The organism is Leisingera daeponensis DSM 23529, from assembly GCF_000473145.1.
Taxonomy (GTDB): domain Bacteria; phylum Pseudomonadota; class Alphaproteobacteria; order Rhodobacterales; family Rhodobacteraceae; genus Leisingera; species Leisingera daeponensis.
This window is the reverse complement of record NZ_KI421500.1, coordinates 505,400-524,016: the sequence shown is the minus strand read 5'-3', so window position 1 is coordinate 524,016 and position 18,617 is coordinate 505,400. Positions and strand designations below refer to the sequence as shown.

At 62.9% G+C, this 18,617-nt stretch carries 17 protein-coding genes; 4 read left to right on the top strand and 13 right to left on the bottom strand.

The genetic code is table 11. From position 1 onward, the window contains the following. Positions 1 to 46: 46 nt before the first annotated feature. The gene (locus tag DAEP_RS0102915; RefSeq protein WP_036760424.1) at positions 47 to 1,072 is read left to right on the top strand and encodes a Hint domain-containing protein; all 1,026 of its coding nucleotides are present in this window, start codon (positions 47 to 49) and stop codon (positions 1,070 to 1,072) included. Between the two features lie 87 nt (positions 1,073 to 1,159). Here the strand turns inward: DAEP_RS0102915 and DAEP_RS0102910 are convergent, their stop codons facing one another. Continuing rightward, the gene (locus DAEP_RS0102910) at positions 1,160 to 2,767 is read right to left on the bottom strand and encodes a response regulator (protein WP_027243624.1); all 1,608 of its coding nucleotides are present in this window, start codon (positions 2,765 to 2,767) and stop codon (positions 1,160 to 1,162) included. Positions 2,768 to 2,947: 180 nt separating this feature from the next. On the opposite strand from DAEP_RS0102910, the gene DAEP_RS0102905 reads away from it, so the two are divergent. The 3 genes from DAEP_RS0102905 (at position 2,948) to DAEP_RS0102895 (ending at position 6,652) form a co-directional block, all read left to right on the top strand. Then, complete coding sequence (locus tag DAEP_RS0102905) at positions 2,948 to 4,555, top strand: peptide chain release factor 3 (protein WP_027243623.1); 1,608 nt, start codon at positions 2,948 to 2,950, stop codon at positions 4,553 to 4,555. 298 nt (positions 4,556 to 4,853) lie between these two features. Beyond that, positions 4,854 to 6,257, top strand: coding sequence for a DEAD/DEAH box helicase (locus DAEP_RS0102900; protein WP_027243622.1), 1,404 nt, complete (start codon positions 4,854 to 4,856; stop codon positions 6,255 to 6,257). A 215-nt stretch (positions 6,258 to 6,472) separates the two neighbouring features. Beyond that, positions 6,473 to 6,652 (top strand): RSP_7527 family protein, encoded by a 180-nt coding sequence (locus tag DAEP_RS0102895; RefSeq protein WP_008556340.1) that lies wholly within the window; start codon positions 6,473 to 6,475, stop codon positions 6,650 to 6,652. Between the two features lie 216 nt (positions 6,653 to 6,868). Here DAEP_RS0102895 and DAEP_RS0102890 read toward each other — a convergent pair whose 3' ends face one another. The 12 genes from DAEP_RS0102890 to nuoH form a co-directional block, all read right to left on the bottom strand. Next, positions 6,869 to 8,536, bottom strand: a complete 1,668-nt coding sequence (locus tag DAEP_RS0102890; protein ID WP_027243621.1) for a ribonuclease J — start codon at positions 8,534 to 8,536, stop codon at positions 6,869 to 6,871. Then, complete coding sequence (locus DAEP_RS0102885) at positions 8,533 to 9,315, bottom strand: type III pantothenate kinase (RefSeq protein ID WP_008554260.1); 783 nt, start codon at positions 9,313 to 9,315, stop codon at positions 8,533 to 8,535. Before DAEP_RS0102885 ends, DAEP_RS0102890 begins: the two co-directional genes overlap by 4 nt. Positions 9,316 to 9,327: 12 nt before the next feature. Continuing rightward, positions 9,328 to 10,074: a biotin--[acetyl-CoA-carboxylase] ligase gene (locus DAEP_RS0102880; protein WP_027243620.1), complete on the bottom strand. Its 747-nt coding sequence runs from the start codon at positions 10,072 to 10,074 to the stop codon at positions 9,328 to 9,330. Between the two features lie 70 nt (positions 10,075 to 10,144). Beyond that, the gene (nuoN, locus tag DAEP_RS0102875) at positions 10,145 to 11,584 is read right to left on the bottom strand and encodes an NADH-quinone oxidoreductase subunit NuoN (RefSeq protein WP_008553800.1); all 1,440 of its coding nucleotides are present in this window, start codon (positions 11,582 to 11,584) and stop codon (positions 10,145 to 10,147) included. 15 nt (positions 11,585 to 11,599) lie between these two features. Beyond that, positions 11,600 to 13,147 (bottom strand): NADH-quinone oxidoreductase subunit M, encoded by a 1,548-nt coding sequence (locus DAEP_RS0102870; protein WP_027243619.1) that lies wholly within the window; start codon positions 13,145 to 13,147, stop codon positions 11,600 to 11,602. After that, positions 13,147 to 15,267 carry an NADH-quinone oxidoreductase subunit L gene (nuoL, locus tag DAEP_RS0102865; protein ID WP_027243618.1) on the bottom strand — a complete coding sequence of 707 codons (2,121 nt, stop codon included), beginning with the start codon at positions 15,265 to 15,267 and terminating at the stop codon, positions 13,147 to 13,149. Before nuoL ends, DAEP_RS0102870 begins: the two co-directional genes overlap by 1 nt. Positions 15,268 to 15,273: 6 nt before the next feature. Continuing rightward, complete coding sequence (gene nuoK, locus DAEP_RS0102860) at positions 15,274 to 15,579, bottom strand: NADH-quinone oxidoreductase subunit NuoK (protein ID WP_008553673.1); 306 nt, start codon at positions 15,577 to 15,579, stop codon at positions 15,274 to 15,276. 4 nt (positions 15,580 to 15,583) lie between these two features. After that, positions 15,584 to 16,186: an NADH-quinone oxidoreductase subunit J gene (locus DAEP_RS0102855; protein ID WP_008556785.1), complete on the bottom strand. Its 603-nt coding sequence runs from the start codon at positions 16,184 to 16,186 to the stop codon at positions 15,584 to 15,586. After that, positions 16,183 to 16,584, bottom strand: coding sequence for a carboxymuconolactone decarboxylase family protein (locus tag DAEP_RS0102850; RefSeq protein WP_036760951.1), 402 nt, complete (start codon positions 16,582 to 16,584; stop codon positions 16,183 to 16,185). Before DAEP_RS0102850 ends, DAEP_RS0102855 begins: the two co-directional genes overlap by 4 nt. A 103-nt stretch (positions 16,585 to 16,687) precedes the next feature. Beyond that, positions 16,688 to 17,182: an NADH-quinone oxidoreductase subunit NuoI gene (nuoI, locus tag DAEP_RS0102845; protein ID WP_027243616.1), complete on the bottom strand. Its 495-nt coding sequence runs from the start codon at positions 17,180 to 17,182 to the stop codon at positions 16,688 to 16,690. Beyond that, positions 17,179 to 17,571, bottom strand: coding sequence for a hypothetical protein (locus tag DAEP_RS0102840; protein WP_027243615.1), 393 nt, complete (start codon positions 17,569 to 17,571; stop codon positions 17,179 to 17,181). The genes nuoI and DAEP_RS0102840 overlap by 4 nt, the downstream gene beginning before the upstream one ends. Before the next feature lie 3 nt (positions 17,572 to 17,574). Then, a complete protein-coding gene (gene nuoH / locus DAEP_RS0102835) occupies positions 17,575 to 18,612 on the bottom strand; it encodes an NADH-quinone oxidoreductase subunit NuoH (RefSeq protein WP_008554458.1) in 1,038 nt (345 codons plus the stop codon). Positions 18,613 to 18,617 lie beyond the last annotated feature (5 nt).

Here is an 18,617-nt window from a genome sequence, read left to right as displayed (position 1 = left end):
CAGCGCCCCGCGCGGGCCCACAGTGGAAACCAAACACACGCCGCTTATGGGACAGACCTTGACCGCCAGCCTCACCTCCGTTCAGGCCTGCCTGGCCGAGCATTTCCGCGTCGAATACGGCGCCAACGCCGGCGACCCGCTGGGCGTGCTCGAGGATCTGGTGCTGGATGACGTCTACATGTTGGACGCCGCCGCCGCGCCGCAGAGTTTGGCCATCGCCGCCCATCACGACGGCAGCCTTTCCGTTGCCGGGACCTCCGCGCTTGGCACCCCCGGCGCCGCGCTGCATCTGGATTGCCTGCTGACCCTGATGCCCGACCGCGGACCCAATACCGAGATCCTGGTGCTGGTCGAGGCCGATGCCGAGAGCTACATCGCCGCCGTCTACCTGGTGCCGCTCGCCCCCCTGCAGCCGCAGGTGCCCTACACGCTGGTCAGGGCCGAGCGCGAGCCCGCCCGGCGCAAGCTGGCGCAATCGGCCTGCGTCTCCTTCGCCCGCGGCACCCGCATCACGCTCTCGACCGGCGCGCAGCGCCCGATCGAGGACATGCGCCCCGGCGACCGCGTCCTGACCCGCGACGACGGCATCCAGGAGGTGCGCTGGGTCGGCCAGTCCACCCTGCGCGCGGTCGGCGATCTGGCCCCGGTCCTGATCCGCAAGGGCGCCCTGAACAACGCCCGCGACCTGATCGTCAGCCCCGGCCACCGGCTGATGGTCTACCAGCGCAGCGACGAAATCGGCGCCGGCGCGCCCGAGATCCTGGTCCGCGCCCGCGACCTGGTGAACGGCGACAGCGTGGTGGTGCTGGACGGCGGCTTTGCCGATTACTTCCAGATCCTGTTCGACCGCCACCACATCATCTATGCCGAAGGCATCGCCGCCGAGAGCACCTTCCTCGACCCCGTCACCCGCCCCGCGCTGCCGGAGGATATATGGGTCACACGCTCAGGACACCGGCAAGTCCCGCTGCCCGCCGCCCACAAGCGCGGCGCGCATGGTCTCGACGTGAGCCGCTCGCTGCTGGACCGGCCGGATGCGGTGGGGCTGCTGAGAAGGGCGTCGCTGCAGTAGGGCGAAAAGAGACGCCGGATTGCCAACCTGCTGTGCCCTCAAACGCCGCCTGTTTTGCAGCGCGGAGTTTGCGTCCTAACCGGGCTTCTATCGCAGAATGCGCTCCAGCAGCTCATGCCGGCGGAACGGTTTTGACAGAAAATCATTCATGCCGGCAGCCAAGCAAGCCTCGACATCGCTGGGCTGGGCGTTGGCGGTCAGCGCTATGATCGGGCATTCCGGCAGCCCCGCCTTCTGCTCATGCTGGCGTATCAGGCGCGTGGCTTCCAGCCCGCCAAGAACGGGCATGGACAGGTCCATCAGGATCAGGTCGCAGCCCTCCGCCTTGTAGGCGTCCAGCGCTATCTGACCATTCCCGGCGAAACAAAGCTCGGCGCCCGTCGATTTCAGCATCTTGCGGACAACCAGCTGGTTGGTTCTGTTGTCTTCAGCCACCAGAATACGCATGCCCGAAAGCGCCTCCGGCGGCATTCTGGGAACCGGAATGCGGGTTTGAATGCTCAGCGCAGACCTGCGGGTCTGGGAATGGACCGCCGCCGCGGTGCTTTCCTGGCGTGCAGAGCGCCAGTCCGGCTGCGGCAGGTCCAAGCCCACCGTGAAGACCGACCCTTCGCCGGGAACGGACGATGCGGTGATTGTGCCCCCCATCCGCTCCACCAGTGCCCGGGTGATCGCCAGCCCCAAACCAGTCCCCTCGATCACGCGGGCAGCACGGCGGTCGACCTGTTCGAACGCGGAAAAGATCCACTTAAGCTGAGTTTGCTCAATTCCTATGCCGGTGTCGCTAACCTGAATGCGCAGGGGCAAAGTTGCGGCCCCGGGATCATAGGTGATGCTGACGCACACATGCCCGTCCTCGGTGAATTTGATCGCGTTGCCCAGCAGGTTCATCAGAATCTGGCGGATCTTGCTGGCATCGCCGGTAAATTCGCGGGGTGCGTCTTCGGGATAATCCGTACGCAGTTCAATACCCTTGTAGGCGGCTCTGGCCCACAGCAGGGTTCCCACATCCTGCACAAGCTCCAGCAGGGAAAACGGCGCGTCGTGAAGCGATATCTTGTCGGCCTGGATCTTGGAGAAATCGAGCACATCGTTGATGACACTGAGCAACGCGGTCGCCGAATTGAAGATCGTGTCCGCAAACAGCTGCTGCTGCTCGTCCAGTTCCGTCTCCTTCAGCAGTTCGCAGATCCCGATGATTCCATTCATCGGCGTCCTGATTTCGTGGCTCATGTTGGCCAGAAACCGCTCCTTGGCCTGGCTCGCTTCCTCGGCCTTGTCCAGGGCCAGTTTGGTGAGTTCCAGAGCCTCGTCCCGCTCCCGTGCCGATGTGACATCAGAAGAGGAGCCGACGAGGTAAGTCAGGCGGCCATCCTTGTCGAACACCGGCCGGAGTGTCGTGCTGAGGTATTTGGCCTTATGCTCCGTTGGCAAGACAATGTCATAGGTCGCTTCCTTGCCGCTGCGGATGACTGCCAAATGATGGTTCAAGGCGCGGCGGCCGGTCGCCCCGCCATAAAGCTCAAGCGCGGTCTTGCCTGCGTAATCACTGTATTTGAACTTGGTGAACTGCCGCGACTTGGTGTTCATGGCGACGTAGCGCGGCAAGCCGTCCTCGCCCACTTCCAGGACGATCACGGCAAGCTCGATTGCGTCGAGAATTTCAAAATGATCGGAGAATTCACCGAGTTGCACGGGCCGGTCCTAAATGGGATAAGTCTTTGAGTTGCTGTACTACACAGGCATAGCGCAAACGTTACAGAAAAAGCGTTAGCAAAATACAGGCAAGACTGAATTCGGCCCCGTGCAGCGGGCAGGATACGGGGCAAGCCGTTTTCCTTGCCTCTTTCGCGGTTTGTGGATACAGCCACCCGCATGTTGGACACCGCTGCAAACCGCCCCGAACTGCCGCCCGAAATTGCGCGGCGCCGCACCTTTGCGATCATCTCGCACCCGGATGCCGGCAAGACCACGCTGACTGAAAAGTTCCTGCTCTATGGCGGCGCGATTCAGATGGCCGGACAGGTGCGCGCCAAGGGCGAGGCACGGCGCACGCGGTCGGACTTCATGCAGATGGAGAAGGACCGCGGGATCTCTGTGTCGGCTTCGGCAATGTCATTTGACTTCAGCGGCTTCCGCTTCAACCTGGTGGACACGCCGGGCCACTCGGACTTTTCCGAGGACACCTACCGCACGCTGACGGCGGTGGATGCGGCGGTGATGGTGATCGACGGCGCCAAAGGTGTGGAAAGCCAGACCCAGAAGCTGTTCGAGGTCTGCCGACTGCGCGACCTGCCGATCCTGACCTTCTGTAACAAGATGGACCGCGAAAGCCGGGACACATTTGAAATCATCGATGAAATCCAGGAGATGCTGGCGATTGACGTGACTCCCGCCAGCTGGCCCATCGGCGTGGGCCGCGATTTCATCGGCTGCTACGACATGCTGCGCGACCGGCTGGAGCTGATGGACCGCGCCGACCGCAACAAGGTGGCAGAGAGCATCGCGATTGAGGGTTTGGACGATCCCAAGCTGGCCGAGCATGTGCCTGCGCATCTGCTGGAAAAACTGCTGGAAGAGGTCGAGATGGCGCGCGAACTGCTGCCCGCGCTGGACCCGCAGTCGGTGCTCGAGGGCCACATGACCCCGATCTGGTTCGGCTCCGCTATCAACTCCTTTGGTGTCAAGGAGCTGATGGACGGCATCGGCAAATACGGCCCCGAGCCGCAGCCCCAGTCTGCCGAGCCGCGCCAGGTGAGCCCGGAGGAAAAGAAGGTCGCCGGTTTCGTGTTCAAGGTGCAGGCCAACATGGACCCCAAGCACCGCGACCGGGTGGCCTTTGTGCGCATGGCCTCGGGCCATTTCAAGCGCGGCATGAAGCTCACGCATGTGCGCACCAAGAAGCCGATGGCTGTCTCCAACCCCGTGCTGTTCCTGGCTTCCGACCGGGAGCTGGCCGAGGAAGCCTGGGCAGGCGACATCATCGGCATCCCGAACCACGGCCAGCTGCGGATCGGCGACACGCTGACCGAGGGCGAGGTGCTGAAGGTGACCGGCATCCCGTCGTTTGCCCCGGAGCTGTTGCAAACCGTGCGCGCGGGCGACCCGATGAAGGCCAAGCATCTGGAAAAGGCGCTGATGCAGTTCGCCGAGGAAGGCGCCGCCAAGGTGTTCAAACCCTCAATCGGCTCCGGCTTCATCGTCGGCGTGGTCGGCCAGCTGCAGTTCGAGGTTCTGGCGAGCCGGATCGAACTGGAATACGGCCTGCCGGTTCGGTTTGAGGCAAGCCAGTTCACCAGCGCACGCTGGGTCAGCGGCGGCAAGGCGGCGGTGGACAAGTTCATCAACGCCAACAAGCAGCACATCGCCCATGACCACGACGGCGACATCGTCTATCTGACGCGGCTTCAGTGGGACATCGACCGGGTCGAGCGTGACTACCCGGACCTGAAGCTGACCGCGACCAAGGAAATGATGGTCTGACAAGAACGCCCGGCCTCCCGGGCGTTTTTCTTTGCGCCCGCTGCGGCCGGCAGCAGATTCGCCGGCCCGGCCTCAGCACCGCGATTGCCCTGAACACTGCCCGGATTCCGGCTGATTTGTTTCCTTTCTGCATGGTTCAAAGGCGAAAATACTGTAAAATCCGGCATTAATTGACGATCGCCCGGGATTTTGATATGCCCCGCAACGAGCCGGAAGCTGCCATCCCGCATGACCATTTGCGGATCCGGCTGCAACACACACGCGCGGGCCAGGTCAGTGTCCGCAATGACGGACACAGATGACAAAATTTACCAATCTGAACCTGAATCCCAAGGTCCTCAAAGCTATTGAGGAAGCTGGTTATGAAACCCCAACGCCGATCCAGGCCGGGGCAATCCCGCCTGCGCTGGAAGGGCGCGATGTTCTGGGAATCGCCCAAACCGGCACCGGCAAGACCGCGTCCTTCACGCTGCCGATGATCACCCTTCTGGCCCGCGGCCGCGCCCGGGCCCGGATGCCGCGCAGCCTGGTGCTGTGCCCCACCCGCGAGCTGGCTGCCCAGGTGGCGGAAAACTTCGACACCTATGCCAAGCACGTGAAGCTCACCAAGGCGCTGCTGATCGGCGGTGTCTCCTTCAAGGAGCAGGACGCGCTGATCGACAAGGGCGTCGACGTGCTGATCGCTACCCCCGGCCGCCTGCTGGACCATTTCGAGCGCGGCAAGCTGCTGCTCACCGGCGTGCAGATCATGGTGGTGGACGAGGCCGACCGGATGCTCGACATGGGCTTCATCCCGGACATCGAGCGCATCTTCTCGCTGACGCCCTTCACCCGCCAGACGCTGTTCTTCTCCGCCACCATGGCGCCGGAGATCGAGCGGATCACCAATACCTTCCTGTCGGGCCCTGCCCGTATCGAGGTGGCGCGCCAGGCGACCGCGTCGGAAACCATCGAACAGGCCGTGGTGCAGGTCAAGCCGTCGCGCCGCGACCGCGAGGGCAGCGAGAAGCGCACGGTTCTGCGCGCGCTGATCGACGGCGAAGGCGACAAGCTGACCAATGGCATCATCTTCTGCAACCGCAAGACAGATGTGGATATCTGCGCGAAATCGCTCAAGAAGTACGGCTATGACGCCGCTGCCATCCATGGCGATCTGGACCAGAGCCAGCGGACCAGGACGCTCGACTCCTTCCGCGAAGGCTCCTTGCGCATCCTGGTGGCCTCGGACGTGGCCGCGCGCGGCCTGGACGTGCCCAGCGTCAGCCATGTGTTCAATTTCGACGTGCCGGGCCATGCCGAGGACTATGTCCACCGGATCGGCCGCACCGGCCGTGCCGGCCGCGAAGGCAAGGCGATCACCATCTGCACCCCGCGCGACGAAAAGGCGCTGGATGCCGTGGAGAAGCTGATCCAGAAGGACATCAAGCGCCTGGAGAACCCGGTCAAGCCCGAGCCGGTTCAGGAAAAGCCGTCCCGGTCCGCCAAGCCGGACACTGCGAAGCCGGACACAGCCAAGCAGGACACTGCCAAGGCAGACACCGGATCGCGGGCGCCCCGCAAGGAGGACAAGGCTGCGCAGAAGCCCGAACGCTCGTCCCCGCGCGGCAAATACGGCAAACGCGACGACAAGGCCGTGGTTGGCATGGGCGACCACCTGCCCAGCTTTATCGCGCTCAGCTTTGCCGAACGCCGCGCCAGCTAATCAGCGCACCAGAACGCTTAAGGGCCGCTCTTCGGAGCGGCCTTTTTTTGTTGATGGCTTCCCGGCGGCGCTGCCCCCAGCGGCCATGCAGCCGCAGCATAGGGACCTTTGCAGTTGCAGCATACCGGGTCTTCGATCTTGGCCGGTGTCAGCCTGCGGCAACCGGCGTATAGGGGTCGCAACACAGAAACGCGCCATTGATGATGGGCTAAGCCATGAACACCACTGACACCAACACCCTGACGATCTCCCAATTCCAGGCCATCGAGGCCCGCGCCCATGAGCTGCGCGCAGAGGCTTTTGCCAGCATGATGCGCAGCTTGTTCCGCGCTCTTGTCCGCGCGCCGCGCAAGGTCATCTCCTGCCCCAGCTGCGCCCGCCCGCTGCACGGCTGAGACGCCTGCCGGGTTCCAGCAGACGCACGGAATTGAAAACGCCGCGTGCCCCAAGGGGCCGCGGCGTTTTTCGTTTTCCAGCGGTGGCGTTCTGCGCCCGCGCCGCGGGCCCGTCAGGGCGCGCGGCGCTTGGCCCAACGGGGCCTGCTGCATCTGTGATGCGGCTTGGGCCGGGCGGGAGCACCGCCCTGCCCGGCCATTCTCCGCGCTGAAAGGTCAGCGCACACGGCTGACCACCACCGTGACCTCCGGTTTCTTGCCGATCTCGCTAAAGGCGCTCTGGCGGGCGATGCGGCGCAGCTCCTGCTCCAGCTTGTCGTCATCGCGCAGGGTCTTGGCGCCTGCCCGCATCAGGAACTGGTTCAGGTCTTCTTCCATCACCTCGACCAGTGCCGCGTTTGAGGTGCCGGTTTCCGGCAGGCCCTTGACGTCGCACCAGGGTTCGCCCAGCGGCTCGTCTTCCTCGTCCAGGATCACCGTCACCAGCACATGGCCGTTCAGCGCCATGCGGATACGGTCGCGCACAATCCCGTCCATAGCGCCGTATTTGACGGTGCCGTCCAGATAGGTGCGCCCGGTTTCGATCCACTCGGTCACTTTCGGCACGTCGCCTGTCAGGTCCATCATCATGCCGTTGACGACAACGGCGCTGGCGATGCCCTTTTCCTCGCCCAGACGGGCGTGCTGGCGCAGGTGGCGGTGCTCGCCATGCATCGGGATCAGCATCTTGGGTTTCAGCAGCCTGTGGACCTCCTCCAGGTCCGGGCGGTTGGCGTGGCCCGACACATGGTAGAGGCCGGAGCTGTCATCGACCACATCCACCCCCATTTCGGAGAACTGGTTGATGATGCGGATGACGCCCTTCTCGTTGCCCGGGATGGTCTTGGAGGAGAACAGGAACAGATCGCCCTCCTTCAGCTCCAGCCCGCGGTACTTGCCGCGCGCCAGCTGCGCGGTGGCGGCGCGGCGTTCGCCCTGGCTGCCGGTGGTGATCAGCATCAGGTTGTCGCGCGGCACGTTGACGGCGTCCTCGGGGCTGATCGTCTTGGGGAAGTCCGTCAGCACACCGGTTTCCACCGCCGCCTCGATCATGCGGCGCATGGCGCGGCCCAGCAGCACCACGGACCGCCCCGCCTTCTCGGCAGCGACGGCGAGGGTTTTCACGCGGGCCACGTTGGAGGCAAAGGTGGTGGCCGCAACCAGCCCCTTGGCCTCGGCAAACAGCTTGGTGATCTCCTCCGGCAGTTCGGATTCCGAACGGCCCGGATGCTGCGAGAACACATTGGTGGAATCGCAGACCAGCGCCTGAATGCCGTCTCCTGCAATCTGCGCCCACATCTCCGGATCAAAGGGTTCGCCGACCAGCGGGTTGGCGTCCAGCTTGAAGTCGCCGGTGTGCACCACCCGCCCTGCCGGGCTGTCGATCACCAGCCCGCCGCTTTCGGGGATCGAGTGGCTCATCGGCGCAACGCCGATGGTGAAGGGGCCAAGCCTCGTCACCTCGGGCCAGGCCTGCACGGTGTGCACATTGGCCGGGTCGTGGCCTGCCTCCTCCATCTTGCGGCGCGCCAGATTGGCGGTGAAGGCGCGGGCGTAGACGGGCACGTTCAGATGCCCGTACATATGGGCGATGGCGCCAATGTGGTCCTCATGCCCGTGGGTGATAAAGATCCCCTCCAGCCGGTCCCTGCGCTCCTTCAGCCAGGTGATGTCGGGCATGATCAAGTCCACGCCCGGGGTGGTGTCCATGTCGGGGAAGGTCACGCCCAGGTCGACCAGAACCAGGCGTTCTTTGTCCTTCGGGCCGTAGCCATAGACATAGGCGTTCATGCCAATTTCACCCGCCCCGCCGAGGGGCAGGTAGATCAGTCTTTCACTGCTCATGCGTCAGTACCATTTTCCTTGTTGTATTTGTGGATGATCTGCAGCCCATGCATGGTGAGATCGTCCTCATATGCGTCAAACAGATCGGCAGATTGCTGGAACAGAGGCGCCAGCCCGCCTGTTGAGATCACTTTCATCGGCACCGCGCGTTCGGCCTTGATACGGGCGCAAATCTCGCGCACCAGGCCGACATAGCCCCAGAACACGCCGGACTGCATGCAGGCGACGGTGTTGGTGCCGATGACATTTTGCGGCTTGGATATGTCCACGTGAGGCAGTGCCGCGGCGGCCTGGTGCAGCGCTTCCAGGCTCAGGTTCACACCCGGCGCAATCACCCCGCCGACATAGGCGCCATCCTCGGCCACCACGTCAAAGGTGGTGGCGGTGCCGAAATCCACCACGATCAGGTTGCCGCCGTAGGTGTCAAACCCCGAAACCGTGTTGACCAGCCGGTCAGGGCCGACGGCGGTGCCTTCGTCCACCCGCACCGCGACGGGCAGCAGGCAGTCGGGTTTGCCCACCACCAAGGGCCGCGTGTTGAAATAGCGGTCCGCCAGCACACGCAGGTTGAACACCACCCGCGGCACGGTGGAGGAGATGATCATGTCGGTGATATCCGCCTCGATCCCCTGCAGCCGCATCAGCGTGCTGAGCCAGACATAGTACTGGTCGGCGGTTCTCTTCCAGTCGGTGGCGGTGCGCCACAGACCAAGGAACTTTTCCCCGTCATAGATCGAGAAGACGGTATTGGTGTTGCCGCAATCAACTGCCAGAAGCATTGCTGCCCCTTCCTAGAAATAAATGTCGGCCGCGGGAATGCTGACGCGGCCTTTGGCGGTGTTTAGGACAAGGTTGCCGCTGGCGTCCACCGTTTCAAAGGTGCCCTCGGTTTCCGAATTGGCGGTGCGGGCCGTGATCACCTCGCCCAGCTTGGCGGCGCGGGCCAGCCATTCGGTGCGGATCGGTTCAAACCCGTAGGTCGCAAACTGCTGCTCGTAGCGGGCGAACGCGCCGGCGACGGCTATCAGAAACTCCTCCGGGGTGACCTGCACGCCGGTTTCCGACAACAGCGATACCGGGTAGACGGCGCCGGGCTCCAGCCATTCCTGCATCGGGGTTTCCACCAGATTGACACCGATGCCGACAAACAGGTGGTTGACCCCCTGCCCGTTGCCCGCGCTTTCCAGCAGGATGCCCGCCAGCTTGCCGCCCTTCAGCAGCACGTCGTTGGGCCACTTCAGCGACAGCCCCTCGCTGCGGCCCGTCACTGCGACGCAGGCGTCGTAAACGGCCAATGCGGCGACGAAGCTGCGCAGCGCCGCCTGATCCGGAGCGCCGTCGGGGCGCATCACCAGAGTGGCCGCAAAGTTGCCTTTGGGGTCCTTCCAGTCGCGGCCGCGGCGGCCGCGCCCTTGGGTCTGGCGCAGCGCCAGGATCCACTCAGGGCCCGCCAGCTCCCCGGCGATGCGGGCGGCCTCGTTGAGGGTGCTGTCCACCTCGGCGAGCACCCGTTTTCCATATCCTGCTGGCCAGCTCATCTGCGCTCCTCAAAAGTGCGAAAAGGCCCGGTCGCGTGACCGGGCCTTTCCAGCCTGCCTGAAAAGCAGATCAATTTACAAGGGTCGCTGCGGCGGCAGCCGCTGCAGTGTCCACGCCGAACTGGTACACCAGCCCGACCAGCATCATGGCGGCAGACGCCATCAGCGCAACGGTCAGCACCGGCGAGCCCTTGGCCTCGACATCGTCTTCGCCTGTGCCGAAGTACATGTAGAAGACAATGCGCAGGTAATAGAACGCGCCGATCACCGAGGCGATGGCGGAGGCCACGACCAGCCCCATCAGCCCGGCCTCCACACCCGCTTTCCACACGCCCAGCTTGGCAAAGAAGCCCAGCATCGGCGGCACGCCGGCCAGCGAGAACATCAGGATCAGCACCGCCAGCGCCTTGCCCGGCTCGCGCGCGGCGAACTGGTTCAGGGCCAGAATGTCAGTGACCGGCTTGCCGTCCTTCTGCAGCATCAGGATGAAGGAGAAGGTGCCGATGTTCATGGTGACATAGATTGCCAGGTAAACCAGCATCGCGGTGATGCCCGCCTCGGTGCCCGCTGCCAGGCCGATCATCGCATAGCCCATGTGGGCGATCGAGGAGAAGGCCATCAGGCGCTTGATGTCGCGCTGGCCGATCGCGGCGATGGCGCCCAGGAACATCGACAGCACCGACAGAACCACGATGATCTGCTGCCAGTCGGCAATGGCGCCGCCAAAGGCGTCATGCAGCACGCGGGCGAACAGGCCCATCGCCGCAACCTTCGGCGCGGTGGCAAAGAAGGCGGTCACAGGCGTCGGCGAGCCTTCGTAGACGTCCGGGGTCCACATGTGGAAGGGCACCGCCGAGACCTTGAACGCAAGACCTGAGATCATGAACACCAGGCCGAACAGCATGCCGAGGGACATTTGGCCCTGCTCTGCCACCTGGATGATGCCCGCGAACTGGGTGGTGCCGGCAAAGCCGTAGACCAGCGAGGCACCGTACAGCAGCAGGCCGGAGGACAGGGCGCCCAGCACGAAGTACTTGAGGCCCGCCTCGGTCGACTTCACGCTGTCGCGGCGCATCGCGGCCACGACGTAGAGCGACAGCGACTGCAGCTCCAGCCCCATGTAGAGGGACATCAGGTTGCCTGCGGACACCATCATCATCATGCCGACCGCAGACAGCGCCACCAGGACCGGGTATTCGAACTTCAGCAGCCCGCGGCGCGCCATGTAGTCCTGGCCGATCAGCAGCACAGCCGACGCGCCCAGCAGCAGCGCCACCTTGGCAAAGCGCGAGAAGCTGTCGTCGATGAACATGCCGCCAAAGGCGGTCTGGGTGCCGGCCGGGCTGCTGGCAATCCAGAACGCCAGCACGGCCATCAGCGCCGCGGTGCTCCAGACCAGCGGGGCGGCCAGCTTGTCCTTGCCGGTGTAGACCGCGCCGATCAGCGCCGCCATGGCGTAGAGCGCCAGAACGATCTCTGGCAGGATTACAGTAAGATCAGCTTGGATCATCTGCCTGATGCCCCCTTAATGCGAAGCAATCTGGGTGGCTGCCGAGGTATCGGCCGCCGCCAGAGACTGGTTGAAGTTTGCAATCAGCGCCTCGGTCGAGGGGCCGATGATGTCGGTGACCACCGCCGGGTAGATGCCCAGGATCAGGGTCATGGCGATCAGCGGCGCAAAGACGAAGCGTTCGCGCGCGGACATGTCCTTGATGCCCATCAGGCTGCCCTTGATCAGGTCGCCGAACACCACGCGGCGGTAGAGCCACAGCGCATAGCCGGCCGAAAAGATCACGCCGGTTGCCGCCACCGCGGTCACCCAGGTGTTCTTCTGGAAGGTGCCCATCAGGGTCAGGAATTCACCGATGAAACCGGAGGTGCCCGGCAGGCCGACGTTGCCCATGGTGAAGAACATGAAGACCAGCGCATAAGCCGGCATCCGGATCACCAGGCCGCCATAGGCGTCGATGTCGCGGGTGTGCATCCGGTCATAGATCACGCCCACGCAAAGGAAGAGCGCGGCGGAGATGAAACCGTGCGACAGCATCTGGAAGATGGCGCCGTCGATGCCCTGCTGGTTGGCGGCAAAGATGCCCATGGTGACAAAGCCCATGTGCGCAACCGAGGAATAGGCAATCAGCTTTTTCATGTCTTCCTGCACCATCGCCACCAGCGAGGTGTAGACCACCGCAATCGCGGACATCCACAGGACCACATCGGTCATCACGTCCGCGCCCACCGGGAACATCGGCAGGGAGAAGCGCAGGAAGCCGTAGCCGCCCATCTTCAGCAGAATCGCCGCCAGCACCACGGAGCCCGCGGTCGGCGCCTGCACGTGCGCGTCCGGCAGCCAGGTGTGCACCGGCCACATCGGCATCTTCACCGCGAAGGAGGCAAAGAAGGCCAGGAACATCAGCGTCTGCGCACCGCCCACGATGTGAATGCCCAGCACGTCAAAGGACGCCGCCGAGAAGCTGTGGGTCAGCAGGGTCTCGATATCGGTGGTGCCGGCATCCACATACATGAACACCATCGCCACCAGCATCAGCACCGAGCCGAAGAAGGTGTAGAGGAAGAACTTGAAGGAGGCGTAGATCCGCTCCTTGCCGCCCCAGATGCCGATGATCAGGAACATCGGAATGAGGCCTGCCTCGAAGAACAGGTAGAACAGCACCAGGTCCAGCGCCATGAAGACGCCCAGCATCAGGGTCTCCAGCAGCAGGAAAGCCACCATGTATTCCTTGACGCGGGTGGTCACATTCCAGCTGGCCAGGATGGTCAGCGGCATGATGAAGGTGGTCAGCATCACGAACAGCACCGAGATGCCGTCGACGCCCATTTTGTACTTCAGCCCGAAGATCCACTCCGCCTCTTCCACGAACTGGAAGCCGGTGTTGTTGGGGTCGAACTCGAAATAGATGCCGAGGCTCACCAGGAAGGTGATGGTGGTGGCAAAAAGCGCAACAAACTTGGCGTTGCGCTGCGCCGCCTTATCCTCGCCGCGCAGGAACAGGGCCAGGATGGCCGCCGCGAGCGCCGGGATGAAGGTGACAATAGAAAGGAGATTGTCCATCAGTGCGTTCCTCCGCCGATCGACATCCAGGTGACCAGGGCCGCAATGCCCAGCACCATCCAGAAGGCATAAGTGAAGATGTAACCGGACTGCGCCCGGCCCGCGAGGCGGGTGAAGAAGGGAACCACGCCCATGGCCAGACCGTTCAGGAAGCCGTCGATGGCGTTGCCATCGCCGCGTTTCCAGAAGAAGCGGCCCAGGGCCAAGGCCGGTTTGACGAAGATCGCGTTATAGATTTCGTCAAAGTACCATTTGTTGAGCAGGAACAGGTACAGCGGACGCTGCTGTTCGGCCAGACGCTTCGGCAGCGACGGGTTCCAGATGTAGAACCACAGCGCCAGAACCAGGCCGCCCAGCATTGCTGCAAACGGCGACAGCTTCACCCATTTCGGCGCTGCATGCGCGTCCTCCAGGATGTGGTTGTCCGGCGCGATATAGAGCGCACCCTCGCCCGGCTGGCCGGCAAACACATAGTGATGCTCGCCTTCGCCGCCGTGTGCAGCCTCTTCGCCGTGTGCAGCCTCTTCGCCGTGCGCGGCTTCTTCGCCGTGGCCTGCCTCTTCGCCTTGCTCCGAAGCCGCGGCTTCCGCCACAGGAATGCCGTAGAACTTGCCGACTTGGTCGGCGTGGCCGAAGAAGCTGCTGTACCACAGCATGCCCGAGAAGATTGCGCCGAGGGCCAGCACGCCCAGCGGCACCAGCATGGTCCAGGGGCTTTCATGGGCGTGGTCGTGGGTGTGCTGATCCCCGCGCGCCTTGCCGTAGAAGGTCATGAACATCAGGCGCCAGGAATAGAAGGAGGTCATGAAGGCCGCGATCACCAGCGCCCAGAAGCCGAACATGGAACCGCCCGCATAGGCGCTTTCGATGATGGCGTCCTTGGACACAAAGCCGGCAAAGCCAACCCAGCCGCTCAGCGGAATACCGACGCCGGTAATCGCCAGGGTGCCGATCATCATCGCCCAGAAGGTATAGGGGATCTTTTTGCGCAGCGCGCCGTAGTTCCGCATGTCCTGCTCGTGATGCATCGCGTGGATCACCGAACCGGCGCCCAGGAACAGCATCGCCTTGAAGAAGGCGTGGGTGAACAGGTGGAACATGGCCGCCGAGTACATGCCGACGCCAGCCGCCACGAACATGTAGCCCAGCTGCGAGCAGGTCGAATAGGCGATCACGCGCTTGATGTCGTTCTGCACCAGGCCCACGGTAGCCGCGAAGAACGCGGTCGCAGCGCCCAGCACGGTGATAAAGGCGGTGGCCTCAGGCGCGAATTCCATCAGCGGCGACATCCGGCAGACCAGGAACACGCCCGCGGTCACCATGGTCGCGGCGTGGATCAGCGCCGACACCGGGGTCGGGCCTTCCATCGCGTCCGGCAGCCAGGTGTGCAGCAAGAGCTGCGCCGATTTGCCCATCGCACCGACAAACAGCAGGAAGGCCAGCAGGTTCGCCGCGTTCCATTCGGTCCACAGGAAGGACACCTGGGTTTCCGCCAGCGTCGGGGCGGCGGCAAAGATGTCCGCCAGGTTGATGCTGTCGGTCAGGAAGAACAGCCCGAAAATCCCCAGCGCAAAGCCGAAGTCGCCGACGCGGTTGACGATAAACGCCTTCATCGCCGCCGCATTGGCCGATGGCTTGCGGTAGTAGAAGCCGATCAGCAGGTAGGAGGCAACGCCCACGCCTTCCCAGCCGAAGAACATCTGCACCAGGTTGTCGGAGGTCACCAGCATCAGCATCGCGAAGGTGAAGAACGACAAGTAGGCAAAGAAGCGCGGCTTGTAGCTCTCGCCCTCTTTCCACTGCGGGTCATGATCCATGTAGCCGAAGGAATAGAGGTGCACGAGCGACGACACCGTGGTGATCACGATCAGCATGATCGCGGTCAGACGGTCCAGGCGGATCGCCCAGGAGGTCGACAGCGAGCCGCTTTCGATCCAGCGGAAGATCTCGATGTTCTGCGTCACCCCGTCAAACGACAGGAAGGTGATCCAGCTGAGCAGCGCCGCCAGGAACAAAAGCGCCGTGGCGGTCACGGTGGCGGCTTTCTCACCGATCATCTTGTGGCCGAAGCCGCAGATAATTGCGCCAGCCAGCGGGGCAAAGAGAAGGATGGTTTCCATGGTTCTTTAGCCCTTCATCACGTTGACGTCTTCGACGGCGATGGTGCCGCGGTTGCGGAAGAAGCAGACCAGGATCGCAAGGCCGATGGCGGCCTCTGCGGCGGCCACGGTCAGCACGAACAGGGTAAAGACCTGCCCGACCAGATCGCCCAGGAAGCTGGAGAAGGCGACCAGGTTGATGTTCACCGCCAGAAGCATCAGTTCGATGCTCATCAAGAGGATGATCACGTTCTTGCGGTTCAGGAAGAGCCCGAAGATGCCGATCACGAACAGCGTCGCCGCGACGGTCAGATAATGTTCAAGTCCGATCATGTGCTCACAGCCCCTGCCCCGGTTTCACGTCCCTAAGCTCCATCGCTTTGGCCGGGTCGCGCATCATCTGGGCAACCACGTCCTGGCGCTTGACGTCGGTGCGGTGGCGCAGGGTCAGCACGATTGCGCCGATCATCGCCACCAGCAGGATCAGGCCCGCCAGCTGGAACAGAAGGAAATATTGATCATAGATGATGAGGCCGAGCGCCTCGGTGTTGTGGCGGTCGGCAGGCACCGGATTGGCCAGCAGCTCAGGCGCCTGGTGCGCGGTTTCCCAGACACCGAAAGCCATCACGAACTGCATCAGGATCACCAGGCCGATCAGCAGGGCAAGCGGCATGTAGCGCGCCATCTCCGCCTTCAGCTCGGCAAAATCCACGTCCAGCATCATCACCACAAACAGGAACAGCACCGCGACCGCGCCCACGTAGACGATGACCAGCAGCATGGCGACGAATTCCGCCCCCAGAAGCACAAACAGCCCGGCCGAAGACAGGAAGGCCAGGATCAGCCACAGCACCGAATGCACCGGCTGGCGGCTGATCACGGTGAACAGCCCGCCGGTGATGGTGCTGATGGCGAAGAGGTAGAAGGCAAAAACGCTCATGTCTCATCGTCCCTTTTGTCGTCCATGACCCCCTGCGCCAGATCCAGCGCCCGGTTCATGGCCGGAATGCCGGCAAACACCGACATCTGTGCGATCGTTTCCACGATCTCTTGTTTCTTGGCGCCGGCCGCGAGGGCGTGGCGCACGGTCTGGCGCACGGCACTGTCAGCCTGCGCGCCCTGGCACGTCAGCCCGGCCAGCGTCAGCAGCAGCCGGGTTTTGGCATCCAGCCCGTCCTTGTTGACGGTGTTGCCGAACATCATTTCCATGACCTCTTTGGGCATGGTGGGCCACAGCGCCTCGAACTCCTTGAAAGCCTCGGAGGGCGAGAAGTTCTCCAGCGCCGGGTTGAACGCCTTGGCCATCTGCTGGGCCTGGGCCTGCATCTGCTGCATCATGGCCTCAAACGGGTTGGGCGGCTGTTTGCTCACTTGCTCTCCTCCAGCCAAGAATTTTCGAAAATTCTTGGCAAAAGTTTTCGAAAACTTTTGCGCGGCTCTCTCATCGGTACGGCGCGTCGATTTCCAGGTTGCGGGCAATCTCGGCTTCCCAGCGCTCCCCGTTCGAAAGCAGCTTCTCCTTGTCGTAGAACAGCTCCTCGCGGGTTTCGGTGGCGAACTCGAAGTTCGGGCCTTCGACAATCGCATCCACCGGGCAGGCTTCCTGGCAGAAGCCGCAGTAGATGCATTTGGTCATGTCGATGTCATAGCGCGTGGTGCGGCGGCTGCCGTCCTCGCGCGGTTCCGCGTCGATGGTGATCGCCTGTGCCGGGCAGATCGCCTCGCACAGCTTGCAGGCAATGCAGCGCTCCTCGCCGTTCGGATAGCGGCGCAGCGCGTGCTCGCCGCGGAAGCGCGGCGACAGCGGGCCCTTCTCGTGCGGGTAGTTCAGGGTGGCCTTGGGGGCGAAGAAATACTTCATCCCCAGTTTGAAGCCGACCCAGAAATCCTGCAGCAGGAAGTATTTGGCGGCGCGGGTGTAGTCGATTTGGGTCATTGCGAAATCACCGTCTTCTTCAGAGTTGCCATCCGGTGCTCACTATAAAACATCAAGGCATGGTCATTAGGCAGGTCAGTTGGTGCCGGGCCGGCAGCCGCGGCACACTGAGCGAGAGCATCCGATGTCAAGATGAGTGAGTTCCAGACCAAGTCTTTGTTTCCACGCATTTTCTCCATCGCCCCCCTCCAAAACACGAAGGTCGACCATTCCCAAGCCTTCTTATTGTCGGCCAACAGTTGCGAGCCATTCTCAACATCAGCTAACGATGCGATCTCTGGCCAAATCTTCAACATATTCGATGCAGAGGCTTCACAGTCGGCCTTAGAAGCCGAATGAGCAATCTGCGCCATCGAAACAATCAAGAGAGCGAGAACCCCTACCTTCATCGGTCAGCCTCCCACGGTCCAGCGGGCGAAGATGCCCCAGAACCAGTCAAATTTTGCAGCAAAGGACACGAAGACCACCCAGGCCAGCGAGAAGGGCAGGAACACTTTCCAGCCTAGGCGCATGAGCTGGTCGTAGCGGTAGCGCGGGGTGATCGCCTTTACCATTGCGAAGAGGAAGAAGAAGAACGCCATCTTGGCGACCATCCACAGGACGCCATCCGGCAGGCCCGGGATCGGGGACAGCCAGCCGCCGAAGAACAAGAGCGAGGTCAGCGCGCACATCAGGAAGATGGCGATGTATTCCCCGGCCATGAACAGCAGGAACGGGGTCGCCGAGTATTCCACCTGGTAGCCCGCGACCAGCTCCGATTCCGCTTCCGGCAGGTCGAACGGCGGCCGGTTGGTTTCCGCCAGCGCCGAGATGAAGAACAGGAAGACCATCGGGAAATGCGGGATCCAGTACCAGTTCAACAGACCCAGATCGCCGTCCTGCGCGCGCACGATATCGCCGAAGTTCATCGAGCCGGTGGAGATGATCACACCGATGATGATCAGGCCGATGGACACCTCGTAGGAGATCATCTGCGCGGCGGAGCGCAGCGAGCCCAGGAACGGGTATTTCGAGTTCGACGCCCAGCCGCCCATGATCACGCCGTAAACCTCAAGCGAGGACACCGCGAAGACATAGAGGATGGCGACGTTGATGTCAGAGAGCACCCAGCCGTCGTTGAAGGGGATCACCGCCCAGGCGATCATCGCCAGCACGAAAGACGTCAACGGCGCCAGGATAAAGACGGTGCGGTCGGCACCGGCCGGGATCACCACCTCTTTCACCACGTATTTCAGCGCGTCGGCCACCGATTGCAGCAGGCCGTAGACGCCGACCACGTTCGGGCCCCGGCGCATCTGGACCGCGGCCCAGATCTTGCGGTCCCCGTAGACGAGGAACAGGAGCGAGATCATCACAAAGGCAACAACTGCAAGCACTTGCGCCAGGATCAGAACAGCGATGCCGCCTGGAGTGTTAAAGAAATCAGCCATAGGTC

Coding starts and splice junctions, on each gene's coding strand:
- DAEP_RS0102915 (WP_036760424.1), top strand. CDS start 47: ATGGGACAGACCTTGACCGCCAGCCTCACCTCCGTTCAGGCCTGCCTG.
- DAEP_RS0102905 (WP_027243623.1), top strand. CDS start 2,948: ATGTTGGACACCGCTGCAAACCGCCCCGAACTGCCGCCCGAAATTGCG.
- DAEP_RS0102900 (WP_027243622.1), top strand. CDS start 4,854: ATGACAAAATTTACCAATCTGAACCTGAATCCCAAGGTCCTCAAAGCT.
- DAEP_RS0102895 (WP_008556340.1), top strand. CDS start 6,473: ATGAACACCACTGACACCAACACCCTGACGATCTCCCAATTCCAGGCC.
- DAEP_RS0102890 (WP_027243621.1), bottom strand. CDS start 8,536: ATGAGCAGTGAAAGACTGATCTACCTGCCCCTCGGCGGGGCGGGTGAA.
- DAEP_RS0102885 (WP_008554260.1), bottom strand. CDS start 9,315: ATGCTTCTGGCAGTTGATTGCGGCAACACCAATACCGTCTTCTCGATC.
- DAEP_RS0102880 (WP_027243620.1), bottom strand. CDS start 10,074: ATGAGCTGGCCAGCAGGATATGGAAAACGGGTGCTCGCCGAGGTGGAC.
- nuoN (WP_008553800.1), bottom strand. CDS start 11,584: ATGATCCAAGCTGATCTTACTGTAATCCTGCCAGAGATCGTTCTGGCG.
- DAEP_RS0102870 (WP_027243619.1), bottom strand. CDS start 13,147: ATGGACAATCTCCTTTCTATTGTCACCTTCATCCCGGCGCTCGCGGCG.
- nuoL (WP_027243618.1), bottom strand. CDS start 15,267: ATGGAAACCATCCTTCTCTTTGCCCCGCTGGCTGGCGCAATTATCTGC.
- nuoK (WP_008553673.1), bottom strand. CDS start 15,579: ATGATCGGACTTGAACATTATCTGACCGTCGCGGCGACGCTGTTCGTG.
- DAEP_RS0102855 (WP_008556785.1), bottom strand. CDS start 16,186: ATGAGCGTTTTTGCCTTCTACCTCTTCGCCATCAGCACCATCACCGGC.
- DAEP_RS0102850 (WP_036760951.1), bottom strand. CDS start 16,584: ATGATGCAGCAGATGCAGGCCCAGGCCCAGCAGATGGCCAAGGCGTTC.
- nuoI (WP_027243616.1), bottom strand. CDS start 17,182: ATGACCCAAATCGACTACACCCGCGCCGCCAAATACTTCCTGCTGCAG.
- DAEP_RS0102840 (WP_027243615.1), bottom strand. CDS start 17,571: ATGAAGGTAGGGGTTCTCGCTCTCTTGATTGTTTCGATGGCGCAGATT.
- nuoH (WP_008554458.1), bottom strand. CDS start 18,612: ATGGCTGATTTCTTTAACACTCCAGGCGGCATCGCTGTTCTGATCCTG.